Origin of the sequence: Lentzea sp. HUAS TT2, assembly GCF_051853195.1 — a bacterium.
Lineage (GTDB): Bacteria > Actinomycetota > Actinomycetes > Mycobacteriales > Pseudonocardiaceae > Lentzea.
The window spans coordinates 189,001-213,587 of record NZ_CP196667.1; the positions used below are offsets into that span (position 1 = coordinate 189,001).

Genomic DNA, 24,587 nt, shown 5'->3' on the forward strand with positions numbered 1-24,587 from the left:
AGTTTCCTGCTGTGAAAGCACATCTGCTCGCCACCATCGACCTGGCCACCCGCAACGTGGCCTCCGGTGGTGGCCCCTTCGGCGCGATGATCGTCCGTGACGGCGAGGTGATCGCCACCGGGGTGAACCAGGTGACGCAGAACCTCGACCCCACCGCCCACGCCGAGGTCGTCGCGATCCGCGCTGCCTGCCAGGCGATCGGCGACTTCCGTCTGACCGGCTGCACGCTGATCTCCTCGTGCGAGCCGTGCCCTCTGTGCCTGTCCGCCGCGCTCTGGGCGCGGGTGGACAAGGTGATCTACGCCGCCGACCGTGACGACGCCGCGGCCGCCGGTTTCGACGACCGGGAGTTCTACGAACTCTTCAGCAAGCCCCGCTCCCAATGGGACTTGCCGGTGCACCAGATCTCCACAGGCGAGGACAACGCCCCGTTCACCGCGTGGACGTCTCTCGCAACTCGGATCGATTACTAGGGCCACAAGCCTGCCTAGCTGACCGGAGCTCGCATCGCACAAACGCGTTCCGACGTTGGAACGCGCCCACCGGCATGGGAAAGGCCGTCCATCCATGACCCAGTTACGGAGCCGACCGACGACTTCGTCGCTCGACCAGTTCTTCCGCATCACCGAACGCGGCAGCACGTTCGGACGTGAGCTGCGCGGCGGTATCACGACGTTCGTCGCGATGTCGTACATCGTGCTGCTCAACCCGTTGATCCTCGGCGCGTCCGCGGACATCACCGGCGCCAAGCTCACCATCGCCGAGATCACCACGGCGACCGCGCTGGCGGCCGGCGTGATGACCGTCCTCATGGGACTGGTCGGCAACGCACCCCTCGCCATCGCGGCGGGTCTGGGCGTGAACGGCGTGGTGGCCTTCCAGATGGCGCCGACGATGACGTGGGCGCAGGCCTTCGGTCTCGTGGTGCTGGAAGGCATCTGCATCGTGATCATGGCCGCCTCCGGCGTCCGCGAGCGGATCATCAACGCGATCCCGGAGCCGTTGAAGATCGCGATCACCGTGGGCATCGGTCTCTACATCGCGTTGGTGGGACTGGTCTCCGCCGGTTTCGTGACCCGCACGCCGGACGCCGCGCACTCGACCGTGCCGGTGCGGATGGGCCTCGACGGCCACCTGAGCGGCTGGCCGATCGTGATCTTCTGCCTCGGCCTGCTGCTGATGATCGTGCTGATGGCGCGCGGCGTCCCTGGTGCCGTGCTGATCAGCATCGTGGTGGCCACGCTCATCGCCATCGGCGTGAACGCCGCGTTCGACGTGCAGGGCTGGGGACTCGTGACCCCGTCGCTGCCCTCGTCGGTGGTGAGCTCGCCGGACTTCGGGTTGTTCGGACGCGTGGACCTGTTCGGCGGCTTCGTGTCGGCGGGTGTGATAGCGGCGACGATCTTCCTGTTCACGCTGGTGCTGTCCGGCTTCTTCGACGCCATGGGCACGATCACCTCGGTCTCCGACGAGGCGGGTCTCACCAAGGACGGCAAGGTCGAGGGCATGGGCAAGATCCTCATGGTCGACGGCGCCGGCGCGATCGCCGGTGGCGTCACGGGGTCCGCCCCGAACACCGTGTTCCTGGAGTCGGCCGCGGGCGTTGGCGAAGGCGCCCGAACCGGCCTGGCCTCGGTGGTGACCGGCGGACTCTTCCTGGTGGCACTGCTCTTCACGCCGCTGGCGACCGTGGTGCCCGCGCAGGCGGCGGCCCCGGCACTGGTGGTGATCGGCGGCCTGATGATGACCCAGATCCGCCGGATCCCCTGGCAGGAAACGGACTTCACGATCCCCGTGTTCCTGACCGTGGCGATCATCCCGTTCACCTACTCGATCACCAACGGCATCGGCGCCGGCCTCGTGTCCTACGTCGTGCTGCGCGCCTGCAAGGGCCGCTGGCCCGGCTGGCTGATGACCGGCCTGGCGCTGATGTTCGCCGTGTACTTCGGCGTGGATCTGATCACCGGCAAGTGACTCTGCCGGGGCCCGGCCGGGCGGCCACCCGGCCGGGCCCCTTCTCGAGGAGGACTCGATGCGTGACCTCGCTCCGACTCTGCTGTCGTGGGACCGGTTCGCGGTCGCCTCGGTGGTGGCCGTGCGCGGCAGTGCGCCCCGCCCGGTCGGCGCCGCCATGGCCGTCGGCCCCTCCGGCGAGGTGATCGGCAGCGTGTCCGGCGGCTGCGTGGAGGCCGAGGTCTACGACCTGGCGTGCCAGGTGCTGGAGACAGCTGTTCCCGCTCTCGCTTCCTTCGGCTACTCCGACGACACGGCGTTCGCCGTCGGCCTCACCTGCGGCGGCTCGCTGGACGTGCTGGTGCAGCGTGACTCCCTTGCGTTGCGCGCGGCACTTCAGGCCTCAGTGGACGGACACCCGTGTCGGTGCGCTTCGAGGCAGAGGGCCAGGTGTTCACCGAGTCGTGGATGCCACCACCGCGCTTGCTGATCTTCGGCGCCATCGACCACGCCGCCGCCGTGGCCGAGATCGGCCGTTTCCTCGGCTATCACGTGACCGTGTGCGACGCACGCCCTGTGTTCGCCACTCCCGCACGTTTCCCCGCAGCACACTCCGTCGTCGTCGACTGGCCGCACCGCTACCTCGCCTCCACCCACACCGACTCCACCACGGCCGTCGTAGTGCTCACGCACGACCCGAAGTTCGACATCCCCGTGCTCGTCGAGGCCTTGTCCAGGCCCCTGGCGTTCGTCGGCGCCCTAGGTTCCCGCCGCACCCACGCGGAACGCCTGGCACGCCTGCGCGCGGAGGGCGTCCCGGAGGCTTCTCTGGCGCGGCTGCGTTCCCCCATCGGCCTCGACCTCGGCGGCCGCGGCCCGTCCGAGACCGCGGTGTCGATCGCGGCCGAGCTCGTGGCCGTGCGGCACGGCGGCAGCGGCCTCCCCCTGACCGCCCTGTCGACCCCCATCCACCGAACCCTGGAGAGTCATGGCACTGATCTTCCTCAACGGCGGCGGCATGCGGGGCGGACCGCTGCACTCACAGCTGCAGGGCACGCCGATGGTGTGCCGAGCCCGCAGTGCGGCCAAGTACCGCTACTTCTCGGTGCGGGGGAAGTTCCCCGCGATGCACGAGTCGGGCACGGCCTCGGTGGCCGGTGAGCTCTACGACCTGCCGCTGAAGATCCTGCGCGACCACCTCGTCCCCGCCGAACCCGCGGAACTGGAGATCGGCGTCATCGAACTGGAGGACGGCAGCGCGGCCCTGGCGACCGTGCTGCGCGACGCCATGGTCGACCCGTTGCTCCATTCGGGTGACATCCGGGACATCTCGTATCTCGGGGACTGGCGGGAGTTCCTTCATCGCGAGGGGTGAGGGAGTGGCATCGGGGGGTGCCACTGGCAAGGGGGAGTTGCCGCACGCGGCGGGACCAACCGAAGTGGTCCCGCCGCGGGGGATCTCCACAGTCGTTCCAGACACCGCGAGCCCATGCCGGTCAAGGCGCGGCTCAACGCCCACTCCCCTTCAGCAACCCCCGCTCGTACGCCACCGCCACAGCCGCCGCCCGATCCGAGACGCCGAGCTTCGCGTACACGTGCAGCAGGTGGGTCTTCACCGTGGCCTCGCTGATGAACAGCGCCGCCGCCACCGCCCGGTTCGTCGTCCCCTTGGCCACCAGCGCCAGCACGTCGAGTTCCCGCGCGGACAACGGTTCCAGCGCCGGCTCCCGCACCTGGCCCAGCAAGCGCGTGGCCACGGCGGGTGACAGCACGGCCTCGCCCGCGTGTGCGGAACGGATCGCGCGCTGCAACTCGTCGCGTGGGGTGTCCTTCAGCAGGTAGCCGGTGGCGCCTGCCTTGATGGCCGGCAGCACGTCGCGGTCTGTGTCGTAGGTGGTGAGCACGAGGACGCGGCACGGGTGGGTGCGGAGGCGTTCGATCGCGGACAGGCCGTCCGAGCCCGGCATGCGCAGGTCCATCAGGACGACGTCCGGCGACATGGCCGTGACCACGGCTACGGCCTCGTCGCCCGAGGCCGCCTCGCCGACCACCTCGAAGTCCGGTGCCGCGGACAGCATGCCGCGCAGCCCGTCGCGGACGACCGGGTGGTCGTCGACGATGACCAGCCGGATCACGCGGGCACCCGTGCCGAGATCGCCGTGCCCGCGCCCGGTTCGGACTCCACGAACAGCGCGCCGGACAGGCGGTTGACGCGGTGGCGCATCGCGGGCAGGCCGAAGCCGTCCGAGGGGCGGGCCAGGTCGAAACCCACGCCGTCGTCGCGCACGTCCAGGGTCACCACGTCCTCCATGTACGACAGGGTCAGGCCCACGCGCGACGCCGAGGCGTGCTTCGCCACGTTCGCCAGGGCCTCCTGGGCGGTGCGCAGCAAGGCGACCTCCACCTCCGGGTGCATTTCGCGCACGGCTCCGGTCAGCGTCACCGACACCGGTACGCCGTTGTGCTTCGACCAGCCCGACGCCACGTCGTCGAGGGCCTCGTGCAGGGCCGCCGAGTCCAGGGCCGGTGGTTGCAGGGCGTGCACCGAGCGGCGGGCCTCGGCCAGGTTCGCGCGCGCCAGTTCGGACGCCACCGCCACGCGGCGTTCCCAGTCGGCGTCCGTCGCCGCCGACAGCTGCGTGATGATGCCCGCGAGGCCCTGGGCCAGGGTGTCGTGGATCTCGCCGGCCATGCGGTGCCGTTCGTCCTGCACGCCCGCCTCGTGCGCCTGCACCAGCAACTGCGCGTGGAGGCCCTCGTTCTCCTCCAGGAGCTCCTTGCGCAGCCGGGCCTGTTCGGTCGTCACGTGGCCGACGTACGTGAAGGTGCACGCCAGCACCACGAAGACGACCAGCAGCAACCAGAACGCCGCCTGGGCGTCGACGGGGTAGCCGCCGAACAACGACAGCGCCGCCAGGACCGCCGTCAGCGCCACCACGACGAACATCCAGCGACCGCGCAGGACCTCGCTCGCGTAGACGTACAGCGCGTAGGACACCACGCCGAACCAGTGCTCCTGCATGCCCAGCACCGCGTAGAACACAACCATGCCACCGATGAACACGGCCATGAGCCGCGGACGGCCGCGCCACCCGGGATGCAGCGTGAACCACCATGCCATCCACGCGAAGCAGCACGCCACCACGCCGTAGGTGAACCAGCGCTGCGCGACCGTCTGTTCGGTGAAGACCGCGTACAGCACCGTCGTCACGGTCAGCACGAAGTACGGGATCACGTGGGCGATCGCGACGAGCCTGCGCTCCCACCTGTCCAACGCGGCCATGTCCACGAGCTACTCCCAACTGTGGGCCAATGCGCCGGGCTTCAGCCTGGTCGTGAAGGCCCGTGTGGGAGGCCGTCGGCGCTGTCGGCGAACCAGAAGGCCGGCTAAGCCTCGAAGTCGGTACGCCGCCCGCATGATCTCATCCATCCGGCCCAGGTGTGGACCGATCACACCGGCCTGCAAACCAAGTTTATGATCTTTGTCGTGCGGCTTCGCTACAAATACCGCGTCTATCCGACACCCCCACAGCAGGAGTTGATGACGCGGGCATTCGGGTGTGCACGGGTGGTGTTCAACGACGGCCTCCGCGTACGACAGGAAGCACACGCGGCCGGATCTCCGTACATCTCGGACGGCGACTTGTCGAAGCAGGTCATCACCCAGGCAAAGAAGACGAAAGAGCGGGAGTGGCTGGGCGAGGTGTCCGCAGTGGTGTTGCAGCAGGCCCTGTCCGATCTGAATGTGGCGTACCGCAACTTCTTCGCCTCGGTCTCCGGGAAACGCAAGGGCCGTAAGGTCGCAGCACCCCGGTTCCGGTCGCGTGAGGACAACCGGCAGGCCATCCGGTTCACCGCCAACGCCCGGTTCAAGGTCCTGGACAACGGCCGTTTGCGATTGCCGAAGATCGGTGATGTGCGGGTGGTGTGGTCGCGGGAACTCCCCGTGTCACCGTCGAGTGTGTCGATCGTGCGGGATGCGGCAGGCAGGTTCTTCGCCTCGTTCGTCGTAGACGCCCCGAACGAACCGCTGCCGGAGACCGGTCCCGAGGTCGGCATCGACATGGGGCTCGCGCACTTTGCGGTGTTGTCGGACAGCACCAAAGTCACCTCACCTCAGTTCCTGCGGAACGCCGCCCGCAAACTCCGCAAGTTGCAACAGGACCTGTCCCGCAAGACGAAGGGCTCGAACCGGCGCAAGAAAGCGGTCGTGAAAGTCGCCCGCGCACACGCCAAGGTCACCGACTCTCGTAAGGACTGGCAGCACAAGCTTTCGACGATGATCATCCGCGACAACCAAGCGGTGTTCGTCGAAGACCTGTGCGTCGCCGGTCTCGGACGCACGCGCCTGGCCAAGTCCGTTCACGACGCGGGGTGGGCGCAGTTCACCGCGATGCTGGAATACAAAGCCAACCGGCACGGTCGCACATTCGGCCGAGTCGACCGCTGGTTCCCGTCGACCCGGAAGTGCTCGGCCTGCAGCCGGATCAACGACAAGATGCCGCTCCGCATCCGCGCGTGGACCTGCCCTTGCGGAGCGGCCCACGACCGGGATGTCAACGCGGCCATCAACATTCTCGCCGCAGGACGTGCGGAGAGGCTAAACGACCGTGGAGCACGGGTCAGACCAGCAGCGATGCCGGCACCGCGCGGTGAAACGGTAATCCACCCAGACGCCGCGCAATCCAGGCGCAGCGTGGAGGGAATCCCCACCCTTTAGTGCGGGAGAACGTCAATTCCAGCGGAACGTTCTGGCCGCGACCGTACCTGCCACGAGGCTCACCAGCCCCATGATCGCGAGATGCCTCCAATCCGGCGCGGTACCGAGCCACGCCTGCTGCAACGCCTCCACACCCGGAGGCGTGTACGACCCGATCGCCTGGATCACCGAGGGCAGCATGAACCGCGGCAGGTACACGCCGCCGAAGAACATCAGCAGCATGAACACCACCGTCGCCCAGCCACCGGCCGACCGCGCGTTCGGGGCCAGAGCGGCGATCACCAGGCCCAGCGCGAACGTGCCCGCGCCTCCCAGCACCACGGCACACGCCAGGCCGAGTGGATGGTGAGGCAGGTCGACGCCGAAAACGACGTACCCCACCACCATAAGCAGCAGCACCGACAAGATCACCGCGGCGAAGTTGACCACCATCTGACCGGCCAGCAGCCGCGCCGGGTGCATGGGCGTGGTGGACAGCCGGCGCAGCACGCCCTTCTCGCGATACGTGGCCACGACCGCGGGCAACCGCTGCAACCCGATGAACACCAGCGTGAACACCACGAGCGCCGACATGTAGCTGTCGATGAACCGTTGGCCGCCGAAGTTCGCATCAGGCGTGCGCAACGCCGGAATCGCACCCAGCACCAGCAACAACAAGCTGGGGAACAACACAGCGAACAACGAGTTCAGCCGATCGCGAACGAACAACCGCGCCTCGATCTCAATGATCTTCAACATCACGACCCCCGGTCAGTTCGACGTAGGCGTCGTCCAGCGAGACCTGGTCGACGCGCAGCTGGCGTGCCACGATCTGCCGTCGTGCCAACAGGGAGGTCACCGCGTGCAGCAGGTTCTCCGACCCGCTGACCACGATCTGCTCCCCTGCCGAAGACACCGCGGTGACCTCCGGCAGCGCCTCCAGCAACGCCACGTCCACCGCGACGGACGGCACGAACCGCACCCGCGTGGCACCGTCCACACGCGACACCAGCGCGGAGGGCGTGTCCAGCGCGACGATCCGCCCGTCGCGGAACACCGCCACCCGGTCGCAGAGCCGTTCCGCCTCCTCCATGAAGTGCGTGACCAGCAGGATCGTCACGCCGGCTGCCCGCACCTCCTCGATCACCGACCAGGTGTCCCGCCGCGCCTGCGGATCGAGCCCCGTCGTCAGCTCGTCCAGGATCGCCACCCGCGGCGAGCCGATCAACGCCAGCGCGATCGACAACCGCTGCTTCAGCCCGCCCGACAGCCGCCCGAACTCGACCCCGAGGTGCGAGGTCAGCCCCAGCCGTTCCGACCAGTCGGCGGGCGCCGGGTAGAACGACGAGAACAGCTCCAGCGCCTCGCTGACCCGCATCCGTTCCGGCAGCTCGGAGTCCTGCAGCTGCACCCCGATCGACGCGCGGACGTCGGCGGGCCGCTGCCCGAGCACCGAAACGCTCCCCTGGTCCGGCTTCCGCAGCCCCGCCACGCACTCGACCGTCGTCGTCTTGCCCGCCCCGTTCGGCCCGAGCACGCCGAAGATCTCCCCCTCGGCGACCTCGAACGACACCGAGTCCACCGCGACGCGGGGCCCGTACCTCTTCCCGAGGCCGCTCACTTCGATGATTGCCATGCTCCAAGCCTCGGAGAACGGCAGCGAAAGATCATCGAACAACGAGCGCGACCAGGATCAACCGATCGGTTGATGCCGCTACTCAGTCTCCAGAACGGCGGCGCGCAACACGGCGGCCAGGCGCGCCATGGGCTCCGGCATCGGTCCCGGCAGCCGCGCGAGCAGGACGCGGCGCTGCTCGGCGGGCCCGCCCCGCACCGGCAGCACCCGCACCCCGTCCGGCAGGATCGCCGTCAGCGACGTGGGAACCGTCGTGATGCCGAGCCCTGCCGCGACCAGCCGCAGCTTCGCCAGCCAGTCCCGAGCGGTGTGCGCGACGACGGGCCGCTCGTCCAGACCGGGCCACACCCCCATCACCCAGGGGTCGCCGGGACCGGCGATCCAGCGCTGGCCCCGCAGGTCGTCCACGTCGATGAAGTCGTTGCGCGCCAACGGATGCGCAGCGGGAACGGCCACCCGCAGACTGCGTTCGACGAGGGTGTCGACCTCCAGCGCGGGAATCTCGTCGTCAGGAGCCCGGAACGGCGGCGCAGAGCTGATCAGCACGAGGTCCAGCGTGCCCGCGCGCAACGCCCGCACCAACGCCGGTGTGCTGCCCTCACGCGTGACGACGTTGATGGACGGATGAGTGCGCCCCAACGCGAGAAGTGCTTGCGGCACAAGCCAGGCACCGGCCGTCGCGAACCAGCCGAGTCTGATCGTGCTCTCGTCCTCCTCCGGCAGTCCCGCGAGCTCTCGCGCACCGGCATCGACCTGATCGACCACCACGGCCGCACGCCGCAAAACGAGCCGTCCGGCCGCCGTGAGCCGTACGCCGTCATGGCGCCGCTCCAGCAACGAAGCGCCCGCCGCCTTCTCCAGCGCGGCGATCTGCCGGGACACCGCGGACTGCGTGTAGCCCAGCGCCGAGGCCGCCGCCGTCAACGTGCCCCGCTCGGCCACCTCGCGGAACACCCGCAGCGCCACCAGCGACGCGTCACTCAGAGCCATGACATCTCCGCATACCTAGGTTGAGTAACTCTCGCTACCCGCATAGCCAAACCGAGCCTAGCGTGGCAGATGTGATCGAAACAGGATTTGGATTCAGCAGCACCGCCGCAGAGGTCGCCGAGGGCGTGGACCTGACAGGGAAGCGCGTCATCGTGACCGGCGCCGCCTCGGGGATCGGCGTCGAGACCGCGCGGGCACTGGCCGGCAGGGGCGCCGAGGTCACCCTGGCCGTCCGCAACACCGAGGCGGGCGAGAGGACCGCGCGGGACATCGGCGGGAACGTCCACGTCACGAGGCTCGACCTGACCGACCTCGCGTCCGTCGAGGCGTTCGTCAGCGCCTGGAACGGCCCGCTGCACGTCCTGGTCGCCAACGCGGGCGTGATGGCCACCCCCGAGCAGTACACCGAGCAGGGCTGGGAGTGGCAGTTCGCCACCAACCACCTCGGCCACTTCGCCCTGGCCAACGGCCTGCACCCCGCCCTCAGGGCCGCGGGTGGCGCACGCATCGTCGTCGTGAGCTCGACCGGCCACATGATCTCGCCGGTCATCTTCGACGACGTCAACTACGCGTTCCGCACCTACGACCCGTGGTCCGCCTACGGTCAGAGCAAGACCGCCAACGTGCTGTTCGCGGTCGAGGCGACCCGCCGCTGGGCCGACGACGGCATCACGGCGAACGCGCTCATGCCCGGCGCGATCTTCACGAACCTGTCGCGCCACCTCGACATGACCACCCACGAGGTCGACCTCACCACGATCAAGACCGCGGAACAGGGCGCGGCGACGTCGGTCCTGCTGGCCACGTCACCGTTGCTGGAGGGCATCGGCGGCCGCTACTTCGACGACTGCAACGAGGCCCCCGTCGTCGACGGTCGCGGCGAGGCCCCGCCGCTGCACGGAGTCGCCCGCTACGCCGTCGACCAGGACAACGCCGCCCGCCTGTGGACGTACTCCGAAACCCTCCTCGCGAAGGCCTGACATGACGATCGCACTGGTCACCGGCGCCACCCAAGGCCTCGGCCTGGCACTGACCGAAGGGCTCGCCCGACGACTGGAGCCCACCGACACCGTCTACCTCACCGGCAGGGACGTCGAGAAGATCACCGCCGCCGTGCAGGCCATGCCGGGCGGTGGCGCGAAGGTCCGCGGCGAACTCCTGGACGTCGCCGACCCCGGTTCCGCCGCGAAACTGGCCGCACAGCTGAAAGAACGCCACGGCGGCGTCGACGTCGTCTTCGGCAATGCCGTCATGCGCGTCGGCCCCGACGACGACCCGCGCGAGATCATCGACGACTACACGGAGGTCAACAACTTCGGCACCACCAGGCTCCTGAAGGCCTTCGCACCCCTGCTGAACGACAACGGCAGGCTCATCGTGGTCGCCAGCTCGCTCGGCACCCTCCACCAGCTCGCACCGGTGCTGCACCAGCACTTCACCACACCGTCCACTCTGGACGAGCTCGACGTGCAGATCGCGCGCTGGCGTGACGCGGTGCGGGACGGCCGCACGAAAGCAGGCGCCTGGCCCGGTTTCGTGAACATCCCGTCCAAGATCGGCCAGGTCGCCGCCGTGCGCGTGCTCGCGAACGAACGCCGCGAAGCCGACCTCACCCGAGGTGTCCTGATCGCCGCGGCGTGCCCTGGAATGATCAACACGCCGACTTCGGCGCTGTGGTGGGACGTCAGCACCGCCCCCACCCCGGCCCAGGCCGCGACGGCGTTGCTGGATCTGGCACTCGACCCGCTCAAGCCGGAGCACTACGGCGAACTGGTCCGCCACGGCGAGGTCGTGCCGTTCAGCTGATGGGCTTGTCCAGCCCGTGCACCACCTGGTCGAGCAACGTCGCGATGACCGCCTCGTTGTGCTCGTTGCGCCCCGGCGTGATCATCCGCGACGTCGCCTCGACCATCGCGTGCACGAGCATCGCCCTCAGCTGCGCGCGCTCCACCCCGGCCGTCTTGAAGACCCCGACCAACGGCGCCAGCAACCGTTCGTGCTCGGCCCTGATCTGCTCGCGCGACGAGTCCGGCAACGTGTGCGCGGACAACGCCACCACCGCGCCGTGACTGCCGTCGGTGATGATCGCGAGCTCGGTCCGCAGGTACGCCTCGATCTTCTCCGGCACGGACGAGGCGCTGTTGACCGCGTCCTCCAGCTTGACCGCCCACTCCGGCAGCGCGTCGGACACGATCGCGGCGACCAGTTCCTCACGCGAACGGAAGTACTCGTAGAGGCTCGGCCGCGACAGCCCGACACGTCTGGCGAGCGACGCGAGCGTCAGCGCCTCCGCCCCCTCGGTCGCCACGATGTCCCGCCCGGCGTCCAGCAGGGCGCGTAAGCGGTTGGCGCGATGCTCCGCGACGGTGTCTGCGCTGATCCTCGGCACATCGGGATCGTATCGCGCTTGATTTCCCGACGTGGTGTTGGAATAGTTCCCGACAGAGCGTCGGGATCAGGGAGGCCAGCATGTTCATCGCGACCAACCGGATGTTCGTGAACCCGGACATGTCCGAGGAGTTCGAGCGGTACTTCCGCGGCAACATGCGCACCCACCTGCCCGGAGTCCCCGGCCTGCTGCGCAGCACGCTGCTCAAGCCGACGCAGGACGACCAGCCGTACGTCTCGGTCAACGAGTTCGAGTCGGAAGACGCTTTCCGCGCGTGGGTCGCCTCCGAGGCGTTCCGCGAGGCGCACAAGGGCCACCGCACGATCGCACGCCTGGTCACGGGCAACGAGCCGGAGCGCTTCACGCACGCCGAGGACATGGTCCTGCCGCGGCAGCGCACCGAATAGGCGCTCCTACAGCTCCGTCAGGAGCTTCCTCATCCTCTTGATCTCGTCGTCCTGGGTGGCGACCACGTCGTCCGCCATCTCCTCGACCTGAACGTTGGTCCCGGAACCGCGCACGTCGGTCGCCATCTTGATCGCACCCTCGTGGTGCTTGATCATCAGCTCCAGGAACATCCGGTCGAAGTCCTTGCCACGCGCGGCACCCAATGCGTTCAACTGGTCCTGCGTCGCCATGCCCGGCATCGACGAGTGGTCGCCGTGCGTGCCGATCGCGTTGAACGTCCGCTGCCACTGCTTCATCGCGCCGATCTCCGGCTCCTGGCTGAAGCGGATGCGGTCGGCCAGACCCTTCACGGTCTCGTTCTCCGCGCGGTCGGGGGCGAAGCGCGTCATCGCGAGCGCCTGCTCGTGGTGCGCGATCATCATCGCCACGTACTCGCGGTCGGCGTCGTTCGGCGGCGCCTGGACCCTGCCCGTCACGTCGGAGGGCGCGACGGTGGGCGCCGAGCCGCCGGGAGTGTCCGGCGCGATGACCGGTGCGGCGGCGGGCTCGGACGTGCAGCCGGCGAGCAACGCGGCCGCCGCGACGAAGACCAGGACCCCAGAACGCATGCTTCGGACAATACAGTCCGCCTCCCGCCGATCCAGGCCTCGCGGCGTGGCATACAGCCGGTGACCCCGTGAAACCGGACAATTACTCCATGACGTAAGTCCGACGTTTCAACTGTGGACAAAGAGTGCAGAACCCTCCGAAAGACGCTGGCCCTTAGCAAGGCGAAAGGGTCATACTCCCCCTCACCAACCCGTACCGAGGGGGTAAAGCTGTGACTTCACGCGAAACGGCCCGGCGGCGCAGAACGCCTTTCGCGATTCTGGGGGCCCTCACGCTGACGCTGTCAACGTTGACGGCTCCCGCGCTCGCAGAGCCCGATCTTCCCGCCGACGGCAAGGGACTGAGCGAGGCCCAGCTCGAGTCCCGGGCGGACGGATCCAACGCCCTCCCCGGCGTCGACGAGATCAGCCGCAGCCGCAACATGGTCCCGGTCGCCCACCTGGACAAGCTGGCTCCGCTCAGCTCGACGCAGACCGACATCGCGTTCCAGGACAACTACGTGTTCGTCGGCAACTACGACGGCTTCGTCATCTACGACGTCCGCAACCCGAAGAAGCCGACGATCAAGAGCCAGGTCCTGTGCCCCGGCTCGCAGAACGACATCTCGGTCTACGGGAACCTGCTGTTCCTGTCGACGGACTCCTCGCGCAGCGACAACTCCTGCAACAGCGTGTCCCAGCCCGCGACGATCAAGGAGTCGTGGGAGGGCATCAAGGTCTTCGACATCAGTGACAAGAGCGCACCCCGCTACGTCGCCGCCGTCGAGACCGCCTGCGGTTCGCACACCCACACGATGGTGCCGAGCAAGAACAAGAAGGACGTGTACCTCTACGTCTCTTCCTACTCGCCCAACGCCACGTTCCCGGACTGCCAGCCTCCGCACGACAAGATCTCGATCGTCAAGGTCCCGGTGAAGAACCCGGCCTCCGCCTCGCTGCTCAAGGCGCCGGTCCTGTTCCCGGACGGCGGCAACGCCGGCACCCCCGGCACCATCGAGACCGGCTACACCTCGGCCACCTCCGGCTGCCACGACATCACCGTCTACCCGCAGCTCGACCTCGCGGCCGGCGCGTGCATGGGTGACGGCGTCCTCTGGGACATCTCGAACCGCGAGAACCTGGTCGAGATCAACCGCGTCCAGGACGACAAGCACTTCGCGTTCTGGCACTCCGCCACGTTCAACAACAGCGGCACCAAGGTCGTCTTCACCGACGAGCTCGGTGGCGGTGGCGCGGCGACGTGCAACGAGAAGATCGGCCCGAACCGCGGCGCCAACGGCATCTACGACATCGTGGGCAAGGGCAAGAACCGCAAGCTGGTCTTCAAGTCCTACTACAAGATCCCGCGCATGCAGACCGACACGGAGAACTGCGTCGCGCACAACGGTTCGCTGATCCCGGTGCCCGGCAAGGACATCATGGTGCAGTCCTGGTACCAGGGCGGCATCTCGGTGTGGGACTTCACGAACTCGAGCAAGCCGCGTGAGATCGGCTTCTTCGAGCGCGGCCCGATGCCGAACAACGGCAGCGGCGGCACCTGGTCGACCTACTGGTACAACGGCTACATCTACTCCTCGGAGATGGGCCGCGGCTTCGACGTCATCGACATGCGCGACCCGCGCACGTTCGTGGCGAAGCTGTTCCGCACGGACGAGCTGAACGTGCAGACCCAGGGGAACTTCTACCGCGGGTAGTCGTTCCCTCTCAGATCAGCGCGGCTGCCGGCGTTCGGCAGCCGCGCTGACTGCTGTCAGGACCAGGGTCACCGCCACACCACCGAACACGGCCCAGACCGGCGAACCGGCGTCCATCGCCCAGGCGACGACGACGGCGGTGAGCCCGTAGCCCGCGCCAGTCACGGCGTACATCATCGAGAACCCCGCCGCGTGCGCGCCGACCGGAAGCCGTTCGCGCAACGCGAGACTGCGCGTCACGAGCACGCCGGACTGGAACAGCCCGGCCGCGAGCAACGCCCCCGCGATACCGGGCAGGTTCGGGAACAACGCCAGCGCTCCAACGCACGTCGCCGTGACGACGAGCAGCACCAACCCCTGCGTGCGGAACGTCCCAGGCCACGGCCGCAACCCGTACAGCACCGCACCGAGTGCACTGCACGCCGCGAACCCCATGAGCAACGGCCCGATCCAGCCGATCCCGATCCCCCGGTGCTCCAGCAACGCCGGCAGCACGAGCTCCGCGACCGCCAGCTGCGCCAGCGCCGCCGCACTCACGAGGTAGATCGGCCACGCCGACGCCACCACCCGGGGTTTCGCCGTGCCGGAACGGGACGTCACGTGCCCGCGCGGCAGGATGAACACCAGCCACGCCGCCACGACGACCAGCGACACCGACACCACGACGGGCGCCCGGTGGTCGACGCTCAACGCCAGCACGGTGACCAACGCGGGCGCCACCGCCCACACCACCTGCGTGATCATGGCGTCGAAGCCCATCGCCTTGGGCACCAACGCGTCCGGCACCAGCCCGAGCAACATCGCCCGCAACCCGCCCGGCGTCGTCGACGGCCCGGCACCCGCGACGAACGCCGCGATCGCCAGCACCGTCACGTTCTGCGTCAAGGCCAGCGTCGTGAACGCCCCCGCGCCCACGAGCAACCCGACCGAGAGCTGCCCGCGCATCCTCGACGGGTCGAGGAAGAGGCCGAGCAGCGCGGCGCCGAGGATCTCGCCCAGCACGTAGACGGCGACCAGCGACGCGGCCAGCACGTACCCGCCGGGCAGTCCCCTGGTCAGGAACACCATCATCAGCGGCGTCATCGACATCGGCAGCTTCGCGGCGACCGTGACCACGGCGCACGCCAGCACGTCCCGGTTCGCGAGGTCGCGGTAGCCGGCAGCGGAGATCGTCATTACTCGCCCAGCTCCTGGAACAACGTCAGCTGCAACCCGGCCGGCGCGGCCAGCCGTGCGTTGAGCGAGTTCCACGGCGTGCGCGTCGGCTCCGCGATCACCTCGGCCCCGGCGGCCTCCAGCGCACGGGTCGCCGCGGCGGAGTCGTCCACCTCGAAGGCCACCCGGACGTGCCCGGCGACGCGCTTGCCGACCTCGACGGAGTCGATGAACTCCGCGTGCGGCGGGTCGGTGAGCTCCAGCGTGGCCCTGCCTGCCTCCAGGATCGTGACGCGCCCGCCGTCGGACGTGAACGCCGCCCGTTGCTCGAGGCCGAGCACATCGCGGTAGAAACGCAGGGCCTCTTCGTAGTCGTCAGCGGTGACGACCAGGCGGAGTTCACGGACACCGGTCATGGCGACGATCATCGCACCACCGGTGTCAGAAGGAAGAGAAGACGCGAAAGTGCCTCACACGGCGACGCGCTGATCGGCCGACTGCACCAGCCGCGTCGCGATGCACAGGACCAGCGCGATGCCCGCCGTCACGTGGATCGGCGCCGGCCCGAACGTCGCCGCCAGCACCGCGACCGACCCGAGCGGCAGCAGGTACTTGCGCACACCCGACTGTCCCGGGCAGTCCTGCACGTACCAGACGCACAGGAAGAACACGGCCAGCGGCACCGTCGTGAACGCGGCGACCGTCGTGCCCGGCGCGTGCGAGAGGTGCAGGTCGTAGTCCACGCTCGCGGCCAGGCCCGCGCCGAGTGCGGCGATCGAGCCGAGGATGAACAGGTGCGCGTATCCCCAGAGGAACGCCTTCTTGAGGTTGAGCAGGTGCGACGGCGCCTCGAAGTAGATCCACCACACCGAGAACACGATGACCAGCGAGGCCGCGGCGAGCGAGATCAGGTTGACGCCGGTGTCGAAGCCCTTCTGGAACGCCAGCGTGGCCGCCAGGATCGACTCGCCGAGCACGATCAGCGTGAACAGGCCGTGCCGCTCCGCGATGTGGTGCGGGTGCCACGTCGTCGCCTCGTCGCGCTCCGCCCAGACCGGCACCAGCAGCTCGCCGATCATGAACAGGATCCACAGCGGGAGCTGCAGGCTCGTCGGCGCGACGACCACCCACAACACCCACAGGACCTGCATGCCGGCGATGCCCGCGGCGTAACGGCGCGTGCAGCCCTTGTGCGACGGGTTGTCGATCGACGCGCGCAGCCAGTGCGCGACCATCGCGAGCCGGATGACGACGTAGCCCGCGACGACGATCCGGTAGTCCTGGCGTTCGAAGACCGCCGGGATGCCGGCCGCGATGACCAGCACGCCGGCGATCTGGACCATCGTGATGATCCGGTAGAGCGTGTCGTCGTTGTCGAACGCGCTGGCGAACCAGGTGAAGTTCAGCCACGGCAACCACAACGCGAAGAACGCCATGCAGAACGCCAGCAGGCCCGCGCCCGCGTGGTTCTCGGACACGGCGTGGTGCAACGAGGCGGCGGCCTGGGCGACCGCCACCACGAAGCTGAGGTCGAACAACAGCTCCAACGGCGTCGCGACCCGGTGGGTCTCCGCCGTGTCGCGCGCGAGGAGCTTCTTGATCATCTGACTGCCTCCGAATGGGCTTTCTCCACCCAGCCAAATGGGTGCAAACGCAAGTTGCTAGTTTCTGCAGGATGAGTGGAGCGGTCAAGCGGGCGTTCAAGTACCGCTTCTATCCGACCAACACTCAGGCAGCGGAGTTGACGCGCACGTTCGGGTGCGTTCGGAAGGTCTACAACCTCGCATTGTGCGCACGTGGACCTGCACCTGCGGTGTGACCCACGATCGTGACGTGAACGCGGCGCGCAACATCCTGGCCGCCGGGCTGGCGGTGACAGTCTGTGGAGCCGACGTCAGACCTCAACGGAACACTCCGGGCGGGCAGTTGGCGGTGAAGCAGGAAACCCCGCGGCGCGAGCCGCGGGAATCCCTCGACTCGGGGGAAATGTCAACCAGGCACCACCATGATCCGTGATTCGCTGAGGTCGAGCGCGACCTGCGTGCCCGGCTGGTACGCGGCGGCGGTGTTGGAGGGCTGGTCGATGCGCAGCACCTGCTCCCCCACCCTGACCGAGATCCGCGTGACCGGCCCGAGGAACGACTGGGTCAGCACGTCGCCCACGATCTTGCCACCGGCGTCGCCGTCGTGCGCGGAGACTCCGATGTCCTCGGGACGCACGATGACGCGAACGTCGCTTCCGGACGGCTGGTCGTGCGACGCGGCGACGGTCACGCCGTTCACGACGACGGTCTGACCCTCCGCCTTGGCCACGACGCTGTTGGTCACGCCGACGAACTGCGCCACGAACGCCGTCTTCGGTTCCCGGTAGACGACGGACGGGGTGTCGAGCTGCTCCAGCCTGCCGTGCGACATCACGCCGACCCGGTCGGAGACGGCGAGCGCCTCCTCCTGGTCGTGCGTGACGAACAGCGTCGTCATGCCGAGCTCCGTCTGGATGCGACGGATCTCGTCCCGCAGGTTCACGCGGACCTTGGCGTCCAGTGCGGACAGAGGCTCGTCCAGCAGCAGCACGCGCGGCTGGATCGCCAGAGCGCGCGCCAACGCGATGCGCTGCTGCTGGCCACCCGACATCTGGTGCGGGTAGCGGCCGCCGAGGTGCGCGAGGCCGACCAGCTCGAGCAGTTCGCCCGCCTTCTTGGCGTCGCCCTTGCGCATCTTCAGGCCGAACGCGACGTTCTGCGCCGCGGTCATGTTCGGGAAGAGGCTGTAGGCCTGGAAGACCATGCCCATGTCCCGCTTGTTCGCGGGCACCTTCGTGATGTCCTTGCCGCCCACGGTGACCGTGCCCGAGTCGGACGTCTCGAAGCCCGCGACGATGCGCAGCGCCGTCGTCTTGCCGCAGCCGGACGGGCCGAGCAACGAGACGAGCTCGCCCTCGGCCAGTTCCAGGTCAAGACCGTCCAGCGCGGTGTTGCCACCGAAGGTCTTGCGCAGTCCCTTGAGTTGCAGGTGGCTCATGTCTTACTCCTCGACCACGGTCTGACGGCGCCGCTGGCCGACATAAGAGAGTGCGAACAGAAGGACGAACGCGAAGAGCAGGCACAGCAGCGACACCGCGATGGACACACCCGCGTTGCGCTTGCCCAGAAGGTTGACCTGCACCTGCAACGTGTCGAAGTTGAGCAACGACGCGATGGTGAACTCACCGAGCACCAAGGCCACCGACAACAACGAAGCACCGATCAGTGCGACGCGGATGTTAGGCACGACGACCTTCCACAGCACCGTGAACCACGACGCGCCGAGGCTGCGTGCGGCTTCGGCCAGTGTCTTCAGGTCGATCGCGGCGAGTCCGGCGTCGACCGCGCGGTAGGCGAACGGCAGCACCAGGATCGTGTACGCGAACGTCAGCGTCAGCGGTGAGTCGCCGAGGAAGTAGTTCACCCACGCGTAGAGCGGCGCCATGCCGACCACCAGCACGATCGCGGGGATCGCCAGCGGCAGCAGGCACAGGAACTCCACGAGCCGCTGCAACTGCGGGAGCCGCAACCGGATCCACGCCATCGTCGGCACGAGCAGCACCAGCATCAGCACCGCACTGGTCACCGACAGCAGCAGCGAGTTGACGAGCGCTTCCATCAGGCCGTCGTCGTCGACGATGGACGTCCACGACTCGAGGCTGCGGCTGCCGCCCCTGCCACGGGTGGAGAACTCCGCCATCGCGATCAGCGGCAGGATGAAGTAGACGCCGAGGACCAGCAGGATGATCGTGCGCAGGACGCGCTGCTTCACTAGCGAACCCACTTGGCCACCCTCTTCTGCAGCAGCACGTTCACGCCCATCGCGACGCTGACCACGATCACCATGCCGAGGCCGAGCGCCTTGCCGAGGTTCTCCTGGCCGAGCACGACCTCGCCGGTGAGGAACCCGCGGATCTGCAGCGGCACGATCGGGCTGCCCTGCGAGACGAGCGCCGCGGCCGTGGCGTAGGCGCTGAACGCGTTGGCGAACAGCAGGAGCAGCGCGCCGAGGAACGGCGGCGTCAGGATCGGGCCGCCGACGTGCCGCCAGTAGGTCCAGCTCGTGCCGCCGAGGCTCGCGTTCGCCTCGCGCCACTGCGGGCGCAGGCCGTCCAGCGCAGGCAGGAACACGATGACCATCAACGGGATCTGGAAGAACGTGTAGACGAGCGTCAGGCCGGGCAGCTCGAACAGCCACGCGCTGCCGGCGAACAGGTCGATGCCAACGTTGTCACGCAGGTACTTCGTGACGAGACCCTCGAAGCCGACAGTCGCGAGGAACGCGAACGCCAGCGGCACGCCACCGAACTGGGCGAGCACACCGCTACCCGCGACGACGATCCGGCGCAGCATCCCCTCGGGGTTGCCGACCGCGATCGCCCACGTGAGCAGCGCGCCGAAGATCGCACCGATGACCGCGGTCAGCGCGGACAGCTCGATGCTGCGCACGAACGCGTCGAAGACGACACCCGTGAACAGGGTCGAGAGGTTGTCGAACGTGAACGCGCCGTCGGAGTCCTGGAAGGCACCGAACAGCACGAGCACCGTGGGGTAGACGAGGAAGGTGCCGACGAACGCCAGGAACGGCACCGCGACGAGCCAAGCGGCCACAGATGGCCGACCGGCGGCCCCACCCTTCTTGGGGGTGGGACCGCCGGGCTTTGCCGCCGCTACAGGAGCGACTGAGGTCATCCGATGGCCTGCGCCCAGGTCGCGGTCAGGACGGCCTTGGCCTTGTCGGCCTGGGCCTGCGTCTGGAACACCTGCTTGCCCTCGGTCTTCGGCAGCTTCTCCTTCGCCGCCTTGTCCGCCTTGTCGCCCATCTTGTCCAGGCGCACCGGGCGGGACATGCCCTTCAGGTAAAGGTTCTGGCCCTCGTCGGAGTAGAGGAACTCCTGCCACAGGCGCGCGGCCGCGGGGTGCGGCGCGTCCTTGCTGATGGCCTGGTTGTAGTAGGCGCCGATCTGCGCGTCGGCCGGGACGACGACCTTCCAGTCGAGCTTGCCCTTGAGCTTCTCGGTCTGGGCGGCGTTGGTGTAGTCCCAGTCGATGACGACGGGCGTCTGGCCGGACTCGATCGTCGCGGGCGACGGGTCGACCGGCTGGAAGTTGCCGGCGGCCTTGAGCTGCTTGAAGAACTCGACACCGGGGGCGATGTCGTCGGCGGAGCCACCGTTGCCCAGCGCCGCCATCATCACGCCGGAGAACGCGGCACCGGCCTGCGTCGGGTCGCCGTTGAGCGCGACCTTGCCCTTGTACTCGGGCTTGAGCAGGTCCTTCACGCTCGTCGGCGCCGGCACCTTGGCGGCGTCGTAGCCGATCGACATGAAGCCGCCGTAGTCGCCGTAGTAGGCGCCGTCCGCGTCCTTGAGCTCCGCGGCGATGTCGTCCCACGTGCTGACCTTGTAGGGGGCGAAGAGGTCCTTGTTGGCCAGCGCCACGTTGAGCCCGAGGTCGAACACGTCCGGCGCGCGGTCGTTGCCCTTGAGCTGCTTGGCGGCGTTGATCTCCTCCTGGCTGGACGCGTCCGGCTGCGCGGAGTCGACCTTGACGCCGTACTTGGCCTCGAAGGCCTTGATGATCTCGCCGTAGTTCGCCCAGTCCGGGGGCAGCGCGATGACGTTGAGCTTGCCCTCCTTCTTGGCTTCCTCGACGAGCTTGTCCATGCCGCCGAACTCGCTCGCGGACTTCGCGGTACCGGCGGCACCGGCCGGCGTCTCCTTGGCGGGCGGGGCGCCACAGGCGGCCACCGCCAGCACCAACGCGCCGACGCCAATCAACTTCGTCGTGACGTTCCCTCGCTTCAGCACCAGCGGAGGATTGGCTCGGGATGCTTTCGTTGTCAAGCCAGCCGCGCCGGTTGAGACCTTCTCGACTCCAACCGTGAATTCTCGGCGTCCTACGGGTTGCGGCCGATTGCTTCCCTGGCTTCGTCCAGGTGTTGTGGCGAGATCCCGGTACCGGGATCGACGTGGACGAGCGCGGTGGTCAGGTGCCGTCGCTTGTGGACGAACTCCTCCCGGCGCGCGGCGTGCAGCCCGAAGTCGTCGTCGAACCAGACCAGGGGCCGTTCCCAGGCGTACCGCGCCACCGCCGGGTACTTCCAGCCGGTCGCGTCGTGGAACTCGATCACCTTCAGCGGCGGCAGCCCCAGACGTGGACCGATCTCGGTGTTCGCCCGGTGCAGCCACGTCGTGGCCCACGCCAGCTCGGCGCCCGTTTCCTCCGCCAGGCGTCTCAACTGGACGCCGTGTTCGGGATCGAGCCAGACGCGCAGCCTGCGCCGCCAGCCGTCCTTGATCTCGAACAGCCGGAAGTTGCCCGGCTTGGGGTTCGCGGCCCACGGGTTGAGCGGACCGTCGACGTCGATCAGAACCAAGGGGCGCACGGCTCCAGCATTCCCTAACCTCAAGCCATGAGACGTCTAGCGCTGCTCATCCTCCTGTGCGCCACCCTGGTGGGCTGCGGCGTGATCAGCGACCTGGCGGACCTGCAGACACGCCTGCAGGACGCGGGCTACAGCGGCATCTCCACCGACCACACCTCGACCAACGGCACCGACCGCCTGGAGGTCAGGGCCACCACCCAGGACGCCACGAAGATCCCGGACGACGTGGCCAGGATCGTCTGGGACAGCTACCCGCGCCACGTAGACCAGGTGTCGGTCGCGCTGAACGACACCTACGAGGTCTACAGCGCGGACGAGCTGCTCAAGACGTTCGGCGAGCGGCAGGTCGCAGAGAAGCCCGACGACGACGCGGACGTCGGCAAGACCATCGTGACGTGGCTGATCGTGGCCGCGGCGGCGTTCCTGCTGTTCCTGGTCGGCATGATCGTGCTCATCGTGTTCCTCGTGCGCCGCTCACGCCGCAAGCGCATGCCGCCGCCGTACTACCCGCCCCCGCACCAGTAGTCGAAACCGCCCGCCTCTGTTCGTATGAGGGGCATGTTCACCGACGAAGAGATCGCCTACCTGCGCGAACAGCCCCTGGCCCGGCTGGCCACGATCAACGAGGACGGCTGGCCCGACGTGGTGCCGCTGGCGTTCGAGTACGACGGCACGCACATCTGGGTCGGCGGCGCGGGCGAGCAGGTCCTCACCACCCGCAAGTTCCGCAACATCACCGCCGGCCGCCGCAAGGTGTCGCTCGTGGTCGACGACCTGGTCTCGTTCACGCCGTTCGTCGCGCGGGCGATCCGCGTCTACGGCACCGCGGACGACCCGGTCGAACGCACCGGCATGGTCGGGCCGGGCGTCTACTGCCGGATCACGCCGACCCGTGTCTGGGCGTGGAACATGGCGGGCGAACCGGCCGGCGAGACCTGGTACGAGCCCCGCCGGTCATGACGCCCTGCGCGTCGAGCACACCACCGACCCGCCCCACCGGGCGCCGTAGAGCAGCCCCGGCAGCAGCCGCCGGAACCGCAGGTGGATCTCCCCCGCCCGGTCCACGGACTGCTGCATCCCGACCGGCTCCGCCTCGGTCCGCTGCACGAGCACGCCGTCGAACGCCCGCACGAACCGCTTGCGGTCGTGTTCGAACCGCACGCGCAGGTCGAACACCTCGCACGGCCGTTCGGGCACGTGCAGCACGCACGGGTGCATGGCGTCGCGGTGGGACATCCGGTAGCGGATCGCGAAGTCGTGCGTGGCGCCGCGCATCAGCGGTTCGGCCGGCACGAGCGTGAAGCCCGGACGTTCCAGACCGCTGCGGTCGCGCAGGGTGCCGCCGTAGAGGAGGTGCACGTCCACGTCGCGCCGCCGGACGGGGAAGGCCGGGGCGAAGTCCAGCGAGTCGACGCCGTCCTGGTCCGCGACGACCTGGTAGCGCTCCAGCACCTCGGGCTGTCCCTGGTCGAGCACCACGGCGACGCTGAGCTCCGCGGTGTGCCAGCCGCCGTCCGTGCGCGGGGCGGTCGTGGCAGCGAGCTCGGCCAGCTGCTCCACGGCCTCGTCCACGCGGCGGCGCACGGTGCGGGAGTCGCGGTCGATCCGCGCGGCCACCCAGGTGACGCGCTCCTGGTAGAGCGGCTGCCGGACGTCGGCGATGAGACCGAACGCCGCCCGTGCCGCGAGCTGCAGGTCCTCCGGGAGCTGCTCGACCAGCTCGGTCAGTCGCGTGACGAGCTTCTGCTTCGCGGCGACCGACCCGTCCGCGCTGGTGATCCCGCACGCGGCGGCCAGCGACGGGCCCACCCTGTCCACGATCCGGCCGGCGTGCACACCCCGCCCCTTGCGGAGGGTCTTCAGCTCCCGGACCAGGTTCGTCATCATCTCCGGATCTCCTCCCGTGCTGTTGGGGGCAGGTTGCGACGCAGGTGTGGACGAGAAGTGGACACGCCGTGGATCGGTCACACGTGCTCCGCTCGCAGGACCCGTCGCGCGACCGAAGAGGCCAGCGCGGTGCCCAGCCGGACGCCGTCACCGCCGAGGAACACGCGCGAGGTGCCGATGCGGCCCAGCGTCGGCTGGTCGACGGCGCCGAGCCCGAACGCGATCATCTCCGGGCACGCCGGGGTGGCCGTCAGCCGTTCCAGGGCGGCGGGCCACGCCGGATCGGTCGGCCTGCCGTCCGACACGAAGAACAGCACCGGGCGGCGCACCCGAGCCCGTTGCTCCTTGAGCGCGTGCACGTCGCGTTCGATGACGGTGCGCAGAAGGGTGAACGCGGACCCGAAGTCGGAGCCGGACTCCTGGCGCGGCCTGATCAGCTCCGCCGGGTCGAGCGCGGGCAGCAACGGCCGCACGACCAGCGGGCTTTCCGCGAAAACGACCACGCAGAGCCGGATCTGCGCGGCGGCACGCCGATCCGCGTGCACCACACCGCGGAACTCACGCATTCCCGCGTTGACCTCGTCGATGTGGTCGCTCATCGAGAACGACACGTCGCACACCAAGTAACACGGCAACACGTCGGGCATCATGACGTGCACCGTTACCGGATCGCGTTGATCAAACGTGGACAAAAAGCTGATTCGCTGACACACCAACGGCGCATTGCGCGACATTCCACCCAGACGGAAGCTCGTAC

31 protein-coding genes are annotated in these 24,587 nt (G+C 68.6%); 14 read left to right on the forward strand and 17 right to left on the reverse strand.

Going from position 1 to position 24,587, the window contains the following annotated elements; translation table 11 throughout:
- The first annotated feature begins 11 nt into the window (after positions 1 to 11).
- From ACSHWB_RS00935 to ACSHWB_RS00955, 5 genes are all read left to right on the forward strand, one after another.
- Positions 12 to 473, forward strand: coding sequence for a nucleoside deaminase (locus ACSHWB_RS00935; RefSeq protein ID WP_439660177.1), 462 nt, complete (start codon positions 12 to 14; stop codon positions 471 to 473).
- 94 nt (positions 474 to 567) lie between these two features.
- Positions 568 to 1,974 (forward strand): NCS2 family permease, encoded by a 1,407-nt coding sequence (locus ACSHWB_RS00940; protein WP_439660178.1) that lies wholly within the window; start codon positions 568 to 570, stop codon positions 1,972 to 1,974.
- A gap of 58 nt (positions 1,975 to 2,032) precedes the next feature.
- Positions 2,033 to 2,443: an XdhC family protein gene (locus ACSHWB_RS00945; RefSeq protein WP_439660179.1), complete on the forward strand. Its 411-nt coding sequence runs from the start codon at positions 2,033 to 2,035 to the stop codon at positions 2,441 to 2,443.
- Positions 2,380 to 3,114, forward strand: a complete 735-nt coding sequence (locus tag ACSHWB_RS00950; protein ID WP_439660180.1) for an XdhC family protein — start codon at positions 2,380 to 2,382, stop codon at positions 3,112 to 3,114. The genes ACSHWB_RS00945 and ACSHWB_RS00950 overlap by 64 nt, the downstream gene beginning before the upstream one ends.
- Positions 2,999 to 3,328 carry an allophanate hydrolase-related protein gene (locus ACSHWB_RS00955; protein ID WP_439664495.1) on the forward strand — a complete coding sequence of 110 codons (330 nt, stop codon included), beginning with the start codon at positions 2,999 to 3,001 and terminating at the stop codon, positions 3,326 to 3,328. Before ACSHWB_RS00950 ends, ACSHWB_RS00955 begins: the two co-directional genes overlap by 116 nt.
- Positions 3,329 to 3,461: 133 nt before the next feature.
- Here the strand turns inward: ACSHWB_RS00955 and ACSHWB_RS00960 are convergent, their stop codons facing one another.
- Positions 3,462 to 4,088: a response regulator gene (locus ACSHWB_RS00960; protein WP_439660181.1), complete on the reverse strand. Its 627-nt coding sequence runs from the start codon at positions 4,086 to 4,088 to the stop codon at positions 3,462 to 3,464.
- The gene (locus ACSHWB_RS00965; RefSeq protein ID WP_439664496.1) at positions 4,085 to 5,236 is read right to left on the reverse strand and encodes a sensor histidine kinase; all 1,152 of its coding nucleotides are present in this window, start codon (positions 5,234 to 5,236) and stop codon (positions 4,085 to 4,087) included. Before ACSHWB_RS00965 ends, ACSHWB_RS00960 begins: the two co-directional genes overlap by 4 nt.
- Before the next feature lie 156 nt (positions 5,237 to 5,392).
- Here ACSHWB_RS00965 and ACSHWB_RS00970 point away from each other — a divergent pair, with 156 nt between their 5' ends.
- Entirely contained in the window at positions 5,393 to 6,673 is a 1,281-nt protein-coding gene (locus ACSHWB_RS00970) for an RNA-guided endonuclease InsQ/TnpB family protein (protein WP_439660182.1), read from the forward strand.
- A gap of 12 nt (positions 6,674 to 6,685) precedes the next feature.
- On the opposite strand, the gene ACSHWB_RS00975 is transcribed toward ACSHWB_RS00970, so the two are convergent.
- The 3 genes from ACSHWB_RS00975 to ACSHWB_RS00985 form a co-directional block, all read right to left on the reverse strand.
- The gene (locus ACSHWB_RS00975) at positions 6,686 to 7,411 is read right to left on the reverse strand and encodes an ABC transporter permease (RefSeq protein ID WP_439660183.1); all 726 of its coding nucleotides are present in this window, start codon (positions 7,409 to 7,411) and stop codon (positions 6,686 to 6,688) included.
- A complete protein-coding gene (locus ACSHWB_RS00980) occupies positions 7,395 to 8,288 on the reverse strand; it encodes an ABC transporter ATP-binding protein (protein ID WP_439660184.1) in 894 nt (297 codons plus the stop codon). Before ACSHWB_RS00980 ends, ACSHWB_RS00975 begins: the two co-directional genes overlap by 17 nt.
- Before the next feature lie 78 nt (positions 8,289 to 8,366).
- Positions 8,367 to 9,278, reverse strand: a complete 912-nt coding sequence (locus tag ACSHWB_RS00985) for a LysR family transcriptional regulator (RefSeq protein WP_439660185.1) — start codon at positions 9,276 to 9,278, stop codon at positions 8,367 to 8,369.
- A gap of 71 nt (positions 9,279 to 9,349) precedes the next feature.
- On the opposite strand from ACSHWB_RS00985, the gene ACSHWB_RS00990 reads away from it, so the two are divergent.
- Positions 9,350 to 10,258, forward strand: a complete 909-nt coding sequence (locus ACSHWB_RS00990) for an SDR family NAD(P)-dependent oxidoreductase (protein WP_439660186.1) — start codon at positions 9,350 to 9,352, stop codon at positions 10,256 to 10,258.
- Between the two features lies 1 nt (position 10,259).
- Positions 10,260 to 11,084 carry an SDR family NAD(P)-dependent oxidoreductase gene (locus tag ACSHWB_RS00995; RefSeq protein WP_439660187.1) on the forward strand — a complete coding sequence of 275 codons (825 nt, stop codon included), beginning with the start codon at positions 10,260 to 10,262 and terminating at the stop codon, positions 11,082 to 11,084.
- Here the strand turns inward: ACSHWB_RS00995 and ACSHWB_RS01000 are convergent.
- Positions 11,077 to 11,667: a TetR/AcrR family transcriptional regulator gene (locus ACSHWB_RS01000; protein WP_439660188.1), complete on the reverse strand. Its 591-nt coding sequence runs from the start codon at positions 11,665 to 11,667 to the stop codon at positions 11,077 to 11,079. The genes ACSHWB_RS00995 and ACSHWB_RS01000 overlap by 8 nt on opposite strands.
- An 80-nt stretch (positions 11,668 to 11,747) precedes the next feature.
- On the opposite strand from ACSHWB_RS01000, the gene ACSHWB_RS01005 reads away from it, so the two are divergent.
- Positions 11,748 to 12,074 (forward strand): antibiotic biosynthesis monooxygenase family protein, encoded by a 327-nt coding sequence (locus ACSHWB_RS01005; RefSeq protein WP_360031619.1) that lies wholly within the window; start codon positions 11,748 to 11,750, stop codon positions 12,072 to 12,074.
- A gap of 6 nt (positions 12,075 to 12,080) precedes the next feature.
- On the opposite strand, the gene ACSHWB_RS01010 is transcribed toward ACSHWB_RS01005, so the two are convergent.
- Positions 12,081 to 12,683: a DUF305 domain-containing protein gene (locus ACSHWB_RS01010; protein ID WP_439660189.1), complete on the reverse strand. Its 603-nt coding sequence runs from the start codon at positions 12,681 to 12,683 to the stop codon at positions 12,081 to 12,083.
- A 290-nt stretch (positions 12,684 to 12,973) separates the two neighbouring features.
- Between ACSHWB_RS01010 and ACSHWB_RS01015 the strand changes: the two genes are divergently transcribed.
- On the forward strand, positions 12,974 to 14,377 hold the full coding sequence (locus ACSHWB_RS01015) for an LVIVD repeat-containing protein (RefSeq protein WP_439660190.1): 1,404 nt from the start codon (positions 12,974 to 12,976) through the stop codon (positions 14,375 to 14,377).
- 15 nt (positions 14,378 to 14,392) lie between these two features.
- On the opposite strand, the gene ACSHWB_RS01020 is transcribed toward ACSHWB_RS01015, so the two are convergent.
- From ACSHWB_RS01020 to ACSHWB_RS01030, 3 genes are read right to left on the reverse strand one after another with little or no spacing between them, the layout of a single operon-like run.
- Positions 14,393 to 15,553 carry an MFS transporter gene (locus ACSHWB_RS01020; RefSeq protein WP_439660191.1) on the reverse strand — a complete coding sequence of 387 codons (1,161 nt, stop codon included), beginning with the start codon at positions 15,551 to 15,553 and terminating at the stop codon, positions 14,393 to 14,395.
- The gene (locus ACSHWB_RS01025) at positions 15,553 to 15,948 is read right to left on the reverse strand and encodes a VOC family protein (protein WP_439660192.1); all 396 of its coding nucleotides are present in this window, start codon (positions 15,946 to 15,948) and stop codon (positions 15,553 to 15,555) included. Before ACSHWB_RS01025 ends, ACSHWB_RS01020 begins: the two co-directional genes overlap by 1 nt.
- 54 nt (positions 15,949 to 16,002) lie before the next feature.
- Positions 16,003 to 17,136 carry a low temperature requirement protein A gene (locus ACSHWB_RS01030; RefSeq protein ID WP_439660193.1) on the reverse strand — a complete coding sequence of 378 codons (1,134 nt, stop codon included), beginning with the start codon at positions 17,134 to 17,136 and terminating at the stop codon, positions 16,003 to 16,005.
- Positions 17,137 to 17,207: 71 nt separating this feature from the next.
- Between ACSHWB_RS01030 and ACSHWB_RS01035 the strand changes: the two genes are divergently transcribed.
- Both ACSHWB_RS01035 and ACSHWB_RS01040 read left to right on the forward strand, forming a co-directional pair.
- Positions 17,208 to 17,351: a helix-turn-helix domain-containing protein gene (locus tag ACSHWB_RS01035; RefSeq protein ID WP_439660194.1), complete on the forward strand. Its 144-nt coding sequence runs from the start codon at positions 17,208 to 17,210 to the stop codon at positions 17,349 to 17,351.
- Positions 17,321 to 17,548 carry a zinc ribbon domain-containing protein gene (locus ACSHWB_RS01040; protein WP_439660195.1) on the forward strand — a complete coding sequence of 76 codons (228 nt, stop codon included), beginning with the start codon at positions 17,321 to 17,323 and terminating at the stop codon, positions 17,546 to 17,548. The genes ACSHWB_RS01035 and ACSHWB_RS01040 overlap by 31 nt, the downstream gene beginning before the upstream one ends.
- Here ACSHWB_RS01040 and ACSHWB_RS01045 read toward each other — a convergent pair.
- From ACSHWB_RS01045 to ACSHWB_RS01065, 5 genes are all read right to left on the reverse strand, one after another.
- Complete coding sequence (locus ACSHWB_RS01045; protein WP_439660196.1) at positions 17,522 to 18,553, reverse strand: ABC transporter ATP-binding protein; 1,032 nt, start codon at positions 18,551 to 18,553, stop codon at positions 17,522 to 17,524. The two genes, ACSHWB_RS01040 and ACSHWB_RS01045, sit on opposite strands and share 27 nt — an antisense overlap.
- A 3-nt stretch (positions 18,554 to 18,556) precedes the next feature.
- Entirely contained in the window at positions 18,557 to 19,339 is a 783-nt protein-coding gene (locus ACSHWB_RS01050) for an ABC transporter permease (RefSeq protein WP_439660197.1), read from the reverse strand.
- Positions 19,327 to 20,166 (reverse strand): ABC transporter permease, encoded by an 840-nt coding sequence (locus tag ACSHWB_RS01055; RefSeq protein ID WP_439660198.1) that lies wholly within the window; start codon positions 20,164 to 20,166, stop codon positions 19,327 to 19,329. The genes ACSHWB_RS01050 and ACSHWB_RS01055 overlap by 13 nt, the downstream gene beginning before the upstream one ends.
- A 77-nt stretch (positions 20,167 to 20,243) precedes the next feature.
- Positions 20,244 to 21,365: an ABC transporter substrate-binding protein gene (locus tag ACSHWB_RS01060; RefSeq protein ID WP_439660199.1), complete on the reverse strand. Its 1,122-nt coding sequence runs from the start codon at positions 21,363 to 21,365 to the stop codon at positions 20,244 to 20,246.
- 89 nt (positions 21,366 to 21,454) lie between these two features.
- Positions 21,455 to 21,943, reverse strand: coding sequence for an HAD domain-containing protein (locus ACSHWB_RS01065; protein ID WP_439660200.1), 489 nt, complete (start codon positions 21,941 to 21,943; stop codon positions 21,455 to 21,457).
- Positions 21,944 to 21,970: 27 nt separating this feature from the next.
- Between ACSHWB_RS01065 and ACSHWB_RS01070 the strand changes: the two genes are divergently transcribed.
- Both ACSHWB_RS01070 and ACSHWB_RS01075 read left to right on the forward strand, forming a co-directional pair.
- Positions 21,971 to 22,468: a hypothetical protein gene (locus ACSHWB_RS01070; protein ID WP_439660201.1), complete on the forward strand. Its 498-nt coding sequence runs from the start codon at positions 21,971 to 21,973 to the stop codon at positions 22,466 to 22,468.
- 33 nt (positions 22,469 to 22,501) lie between these two features.
- The gene (locus ACSHWB_RS01075) at positions 22,502 to 22,903 is read left to right on the forward strand and encodes a PPOX class F420-dependent oxidoreductase (protein ID WP_439660202.1); all 402 of its coding nucleotides are present in this window, start codon (positions 22,502 to 22,504) and stop codon (positions 22,901 to 22,903) included.
- Here ACSHWB_RS01075 and ACSHWB_RS01080 read toward each other — a convergent pair.
- Positions 22,898 to 23,830: a hypothetical protein gene (locus ACSHWB_RS01080; protein WP_439660203.1), complete on the reverse strand. Its 933-nt coding sequence runs from the start codon at positions 23,828 to 23,830 to the stop codon at positions 22,898 to 22,900. The genes ACSHWB_RS01075 and ACSHWB_RS01080 overlap by 6 nt on opposite strands.
- 77 nt (positions 23,831 to 23,907) lie before the next feature.
- On the reverse strand, positions 23,908 to 24,480 hold the full coding sequence (locus ACSHWB_RS01085; protein WP_439660204.1) for a vWA domain-containing protein: 573 nt from the start codon (positions 24,478 to 24,480) through the stop codon (positions 23,908 to 23,910).
- Between the last annotated feature and the right edge of the window lie 107 nt (positions 24,481 to 24,587).

What these genes read in the sequence shown, in the direction of transcription:
- ACSHWB_RS00940 (WP_439660178.1), top strand. Translation starts at nt 568, where the DNA reads ATGACCCAGTTACGGAGCCGACCGACGACTTCGTCGCTCGACCAGTTC.
- ACSHWB_RS00945 (WP_439660179.1), top strand. Translation starts at nt 2,033, where the DNA reads ATGCGTGACCTCGCTCCGACTCTGCTGTCGTGGGACCGGTTCGCGGTC.
- ACSHWB_RS00965 (WP_439664496.1), bottom strand. Translation starts at nt 5,236, where the DNA reads ATGGCCGCGTTGGACAGGTGGGAGCGCAGGCTCGTCGCGATCGCCCAC.
- ACSHWB_RS00975 (WP_439660183.1), bottom strand. Translation starts at nt 7,411, where the DNA reads ATGTTGAAGATCATTGAGATCGAGGCGCGGTTGTTCGTTCGCGATCGG.
- ACSHWB_RS00980 (WP_439660184.1), bottom strand. Translation starts at nt 8,288, where the DNA reads ATGGCAATCATCGAAGTGAGCGGCCTCGGGAAGAGGTACGGGCCCCGC.
- ACSHWB_RS00985 (WP_439660185.1), bottom strand. Translation starts at nt 9,278, where the DNA reads ATGGCTCTGAGTGACGCGTCGCTGGTGGCGCTGCGGGTGTTCCGCGAG.
- ACSHWB_RS00995 (WP_439660187.1), top strand. Translation starts at nt 10,260, where the DNA reads ATGACGATCGCACTGGTCACCGGCGCCACCCAAGGCCTCGGCCTGGCA.
- ACSHWB_RS01005 (WP_360031619.1), top strand. Translation starts at nt 11,748, where the DNA reads ATGTTCATCGCGACCAACCGGATGTTCGTGAACCCGGACATGTCCGAG.
- ACSHWB_RS01010 (WP_439660189.1), bottom strand. Translation starts at nt 12,683, where the DNA reads ATGCGTTCTGGGGTCCTGGTCTTCGTCGCGGCGGCCGCGTTGCTCGCC.
- ACSHWB_RS01020 (WP_439660191.1), bottom strand. Translation starts at nt 15,553, where the DNA reads ATGACGATCTCCGCTGCCGGCTACCGCGACCTCGCGAACCGGGACGTG.
- ACSHWB_RS01025 (WP_439660192.1), bottom strand. Translation starts at nt 15,948, where the DNA reads ATGACCGGTGTCCGTGAACTCCGCCTGGTCGTCACCGCTGACGACTAC.
- ACSHWB_RS01030 (WP_439660193.1), bottom strand. Translation starts at nt 17,136, where the DNA reads ATGATCAAGAAGCTCCTCGCGCGCGACACGGCGGAGACCCACCGGGTC.
- ACSHWB_RS01035 (WP_439660194.1), top strand. Translation starts at nt 17,208, where the DNA reads ATGAGTGGAGCGGTCAAGCGGGCGTTCAAGTACCGCTTCTATCCGACC.
- ACSHWB_RS01045 (WP_439660196.1), bottom strand. Translation starts at nt 18,553, where the DNA reads ATGAGCCACCTGCAACTCAAGGGACTGCGCAAGACCTTCGGTGGCAAC.
- ACSHWB_RS01070 (WP_439660201.1), top strand. Translation starts at nt 21,971, where the DNA reads ATGAGACGTCTAGCGCTGCTCATCCTCCTGTGCGCCACCCTGGTGGGC.
- ACSHWB_RS01075 (WP_439660202.1), top strand. Translation starts at nt 22,502, where the DNA reads ATGTTCACCGACGAAGAGATCGCCTACCTGCGCGAACAGCCCCTGGCC.
- ACSHWB_RS01080 (WP_439660203.1), bottom strand. Translation starts at nt 23,830, where the DNA reads ATGATGACGAACCTGGTCCGGGAGCTGAAGACCCTCCGCAAGGGGCGG.
- ACSHWB_RS01085 (WP_439660204.1), bottom strand. Translation starts at nt 24,480, where the DNA reads ATGATGCCCGACGTGTTGCCGTGTTACTTGGTGTGCGACGTGTCGTTC.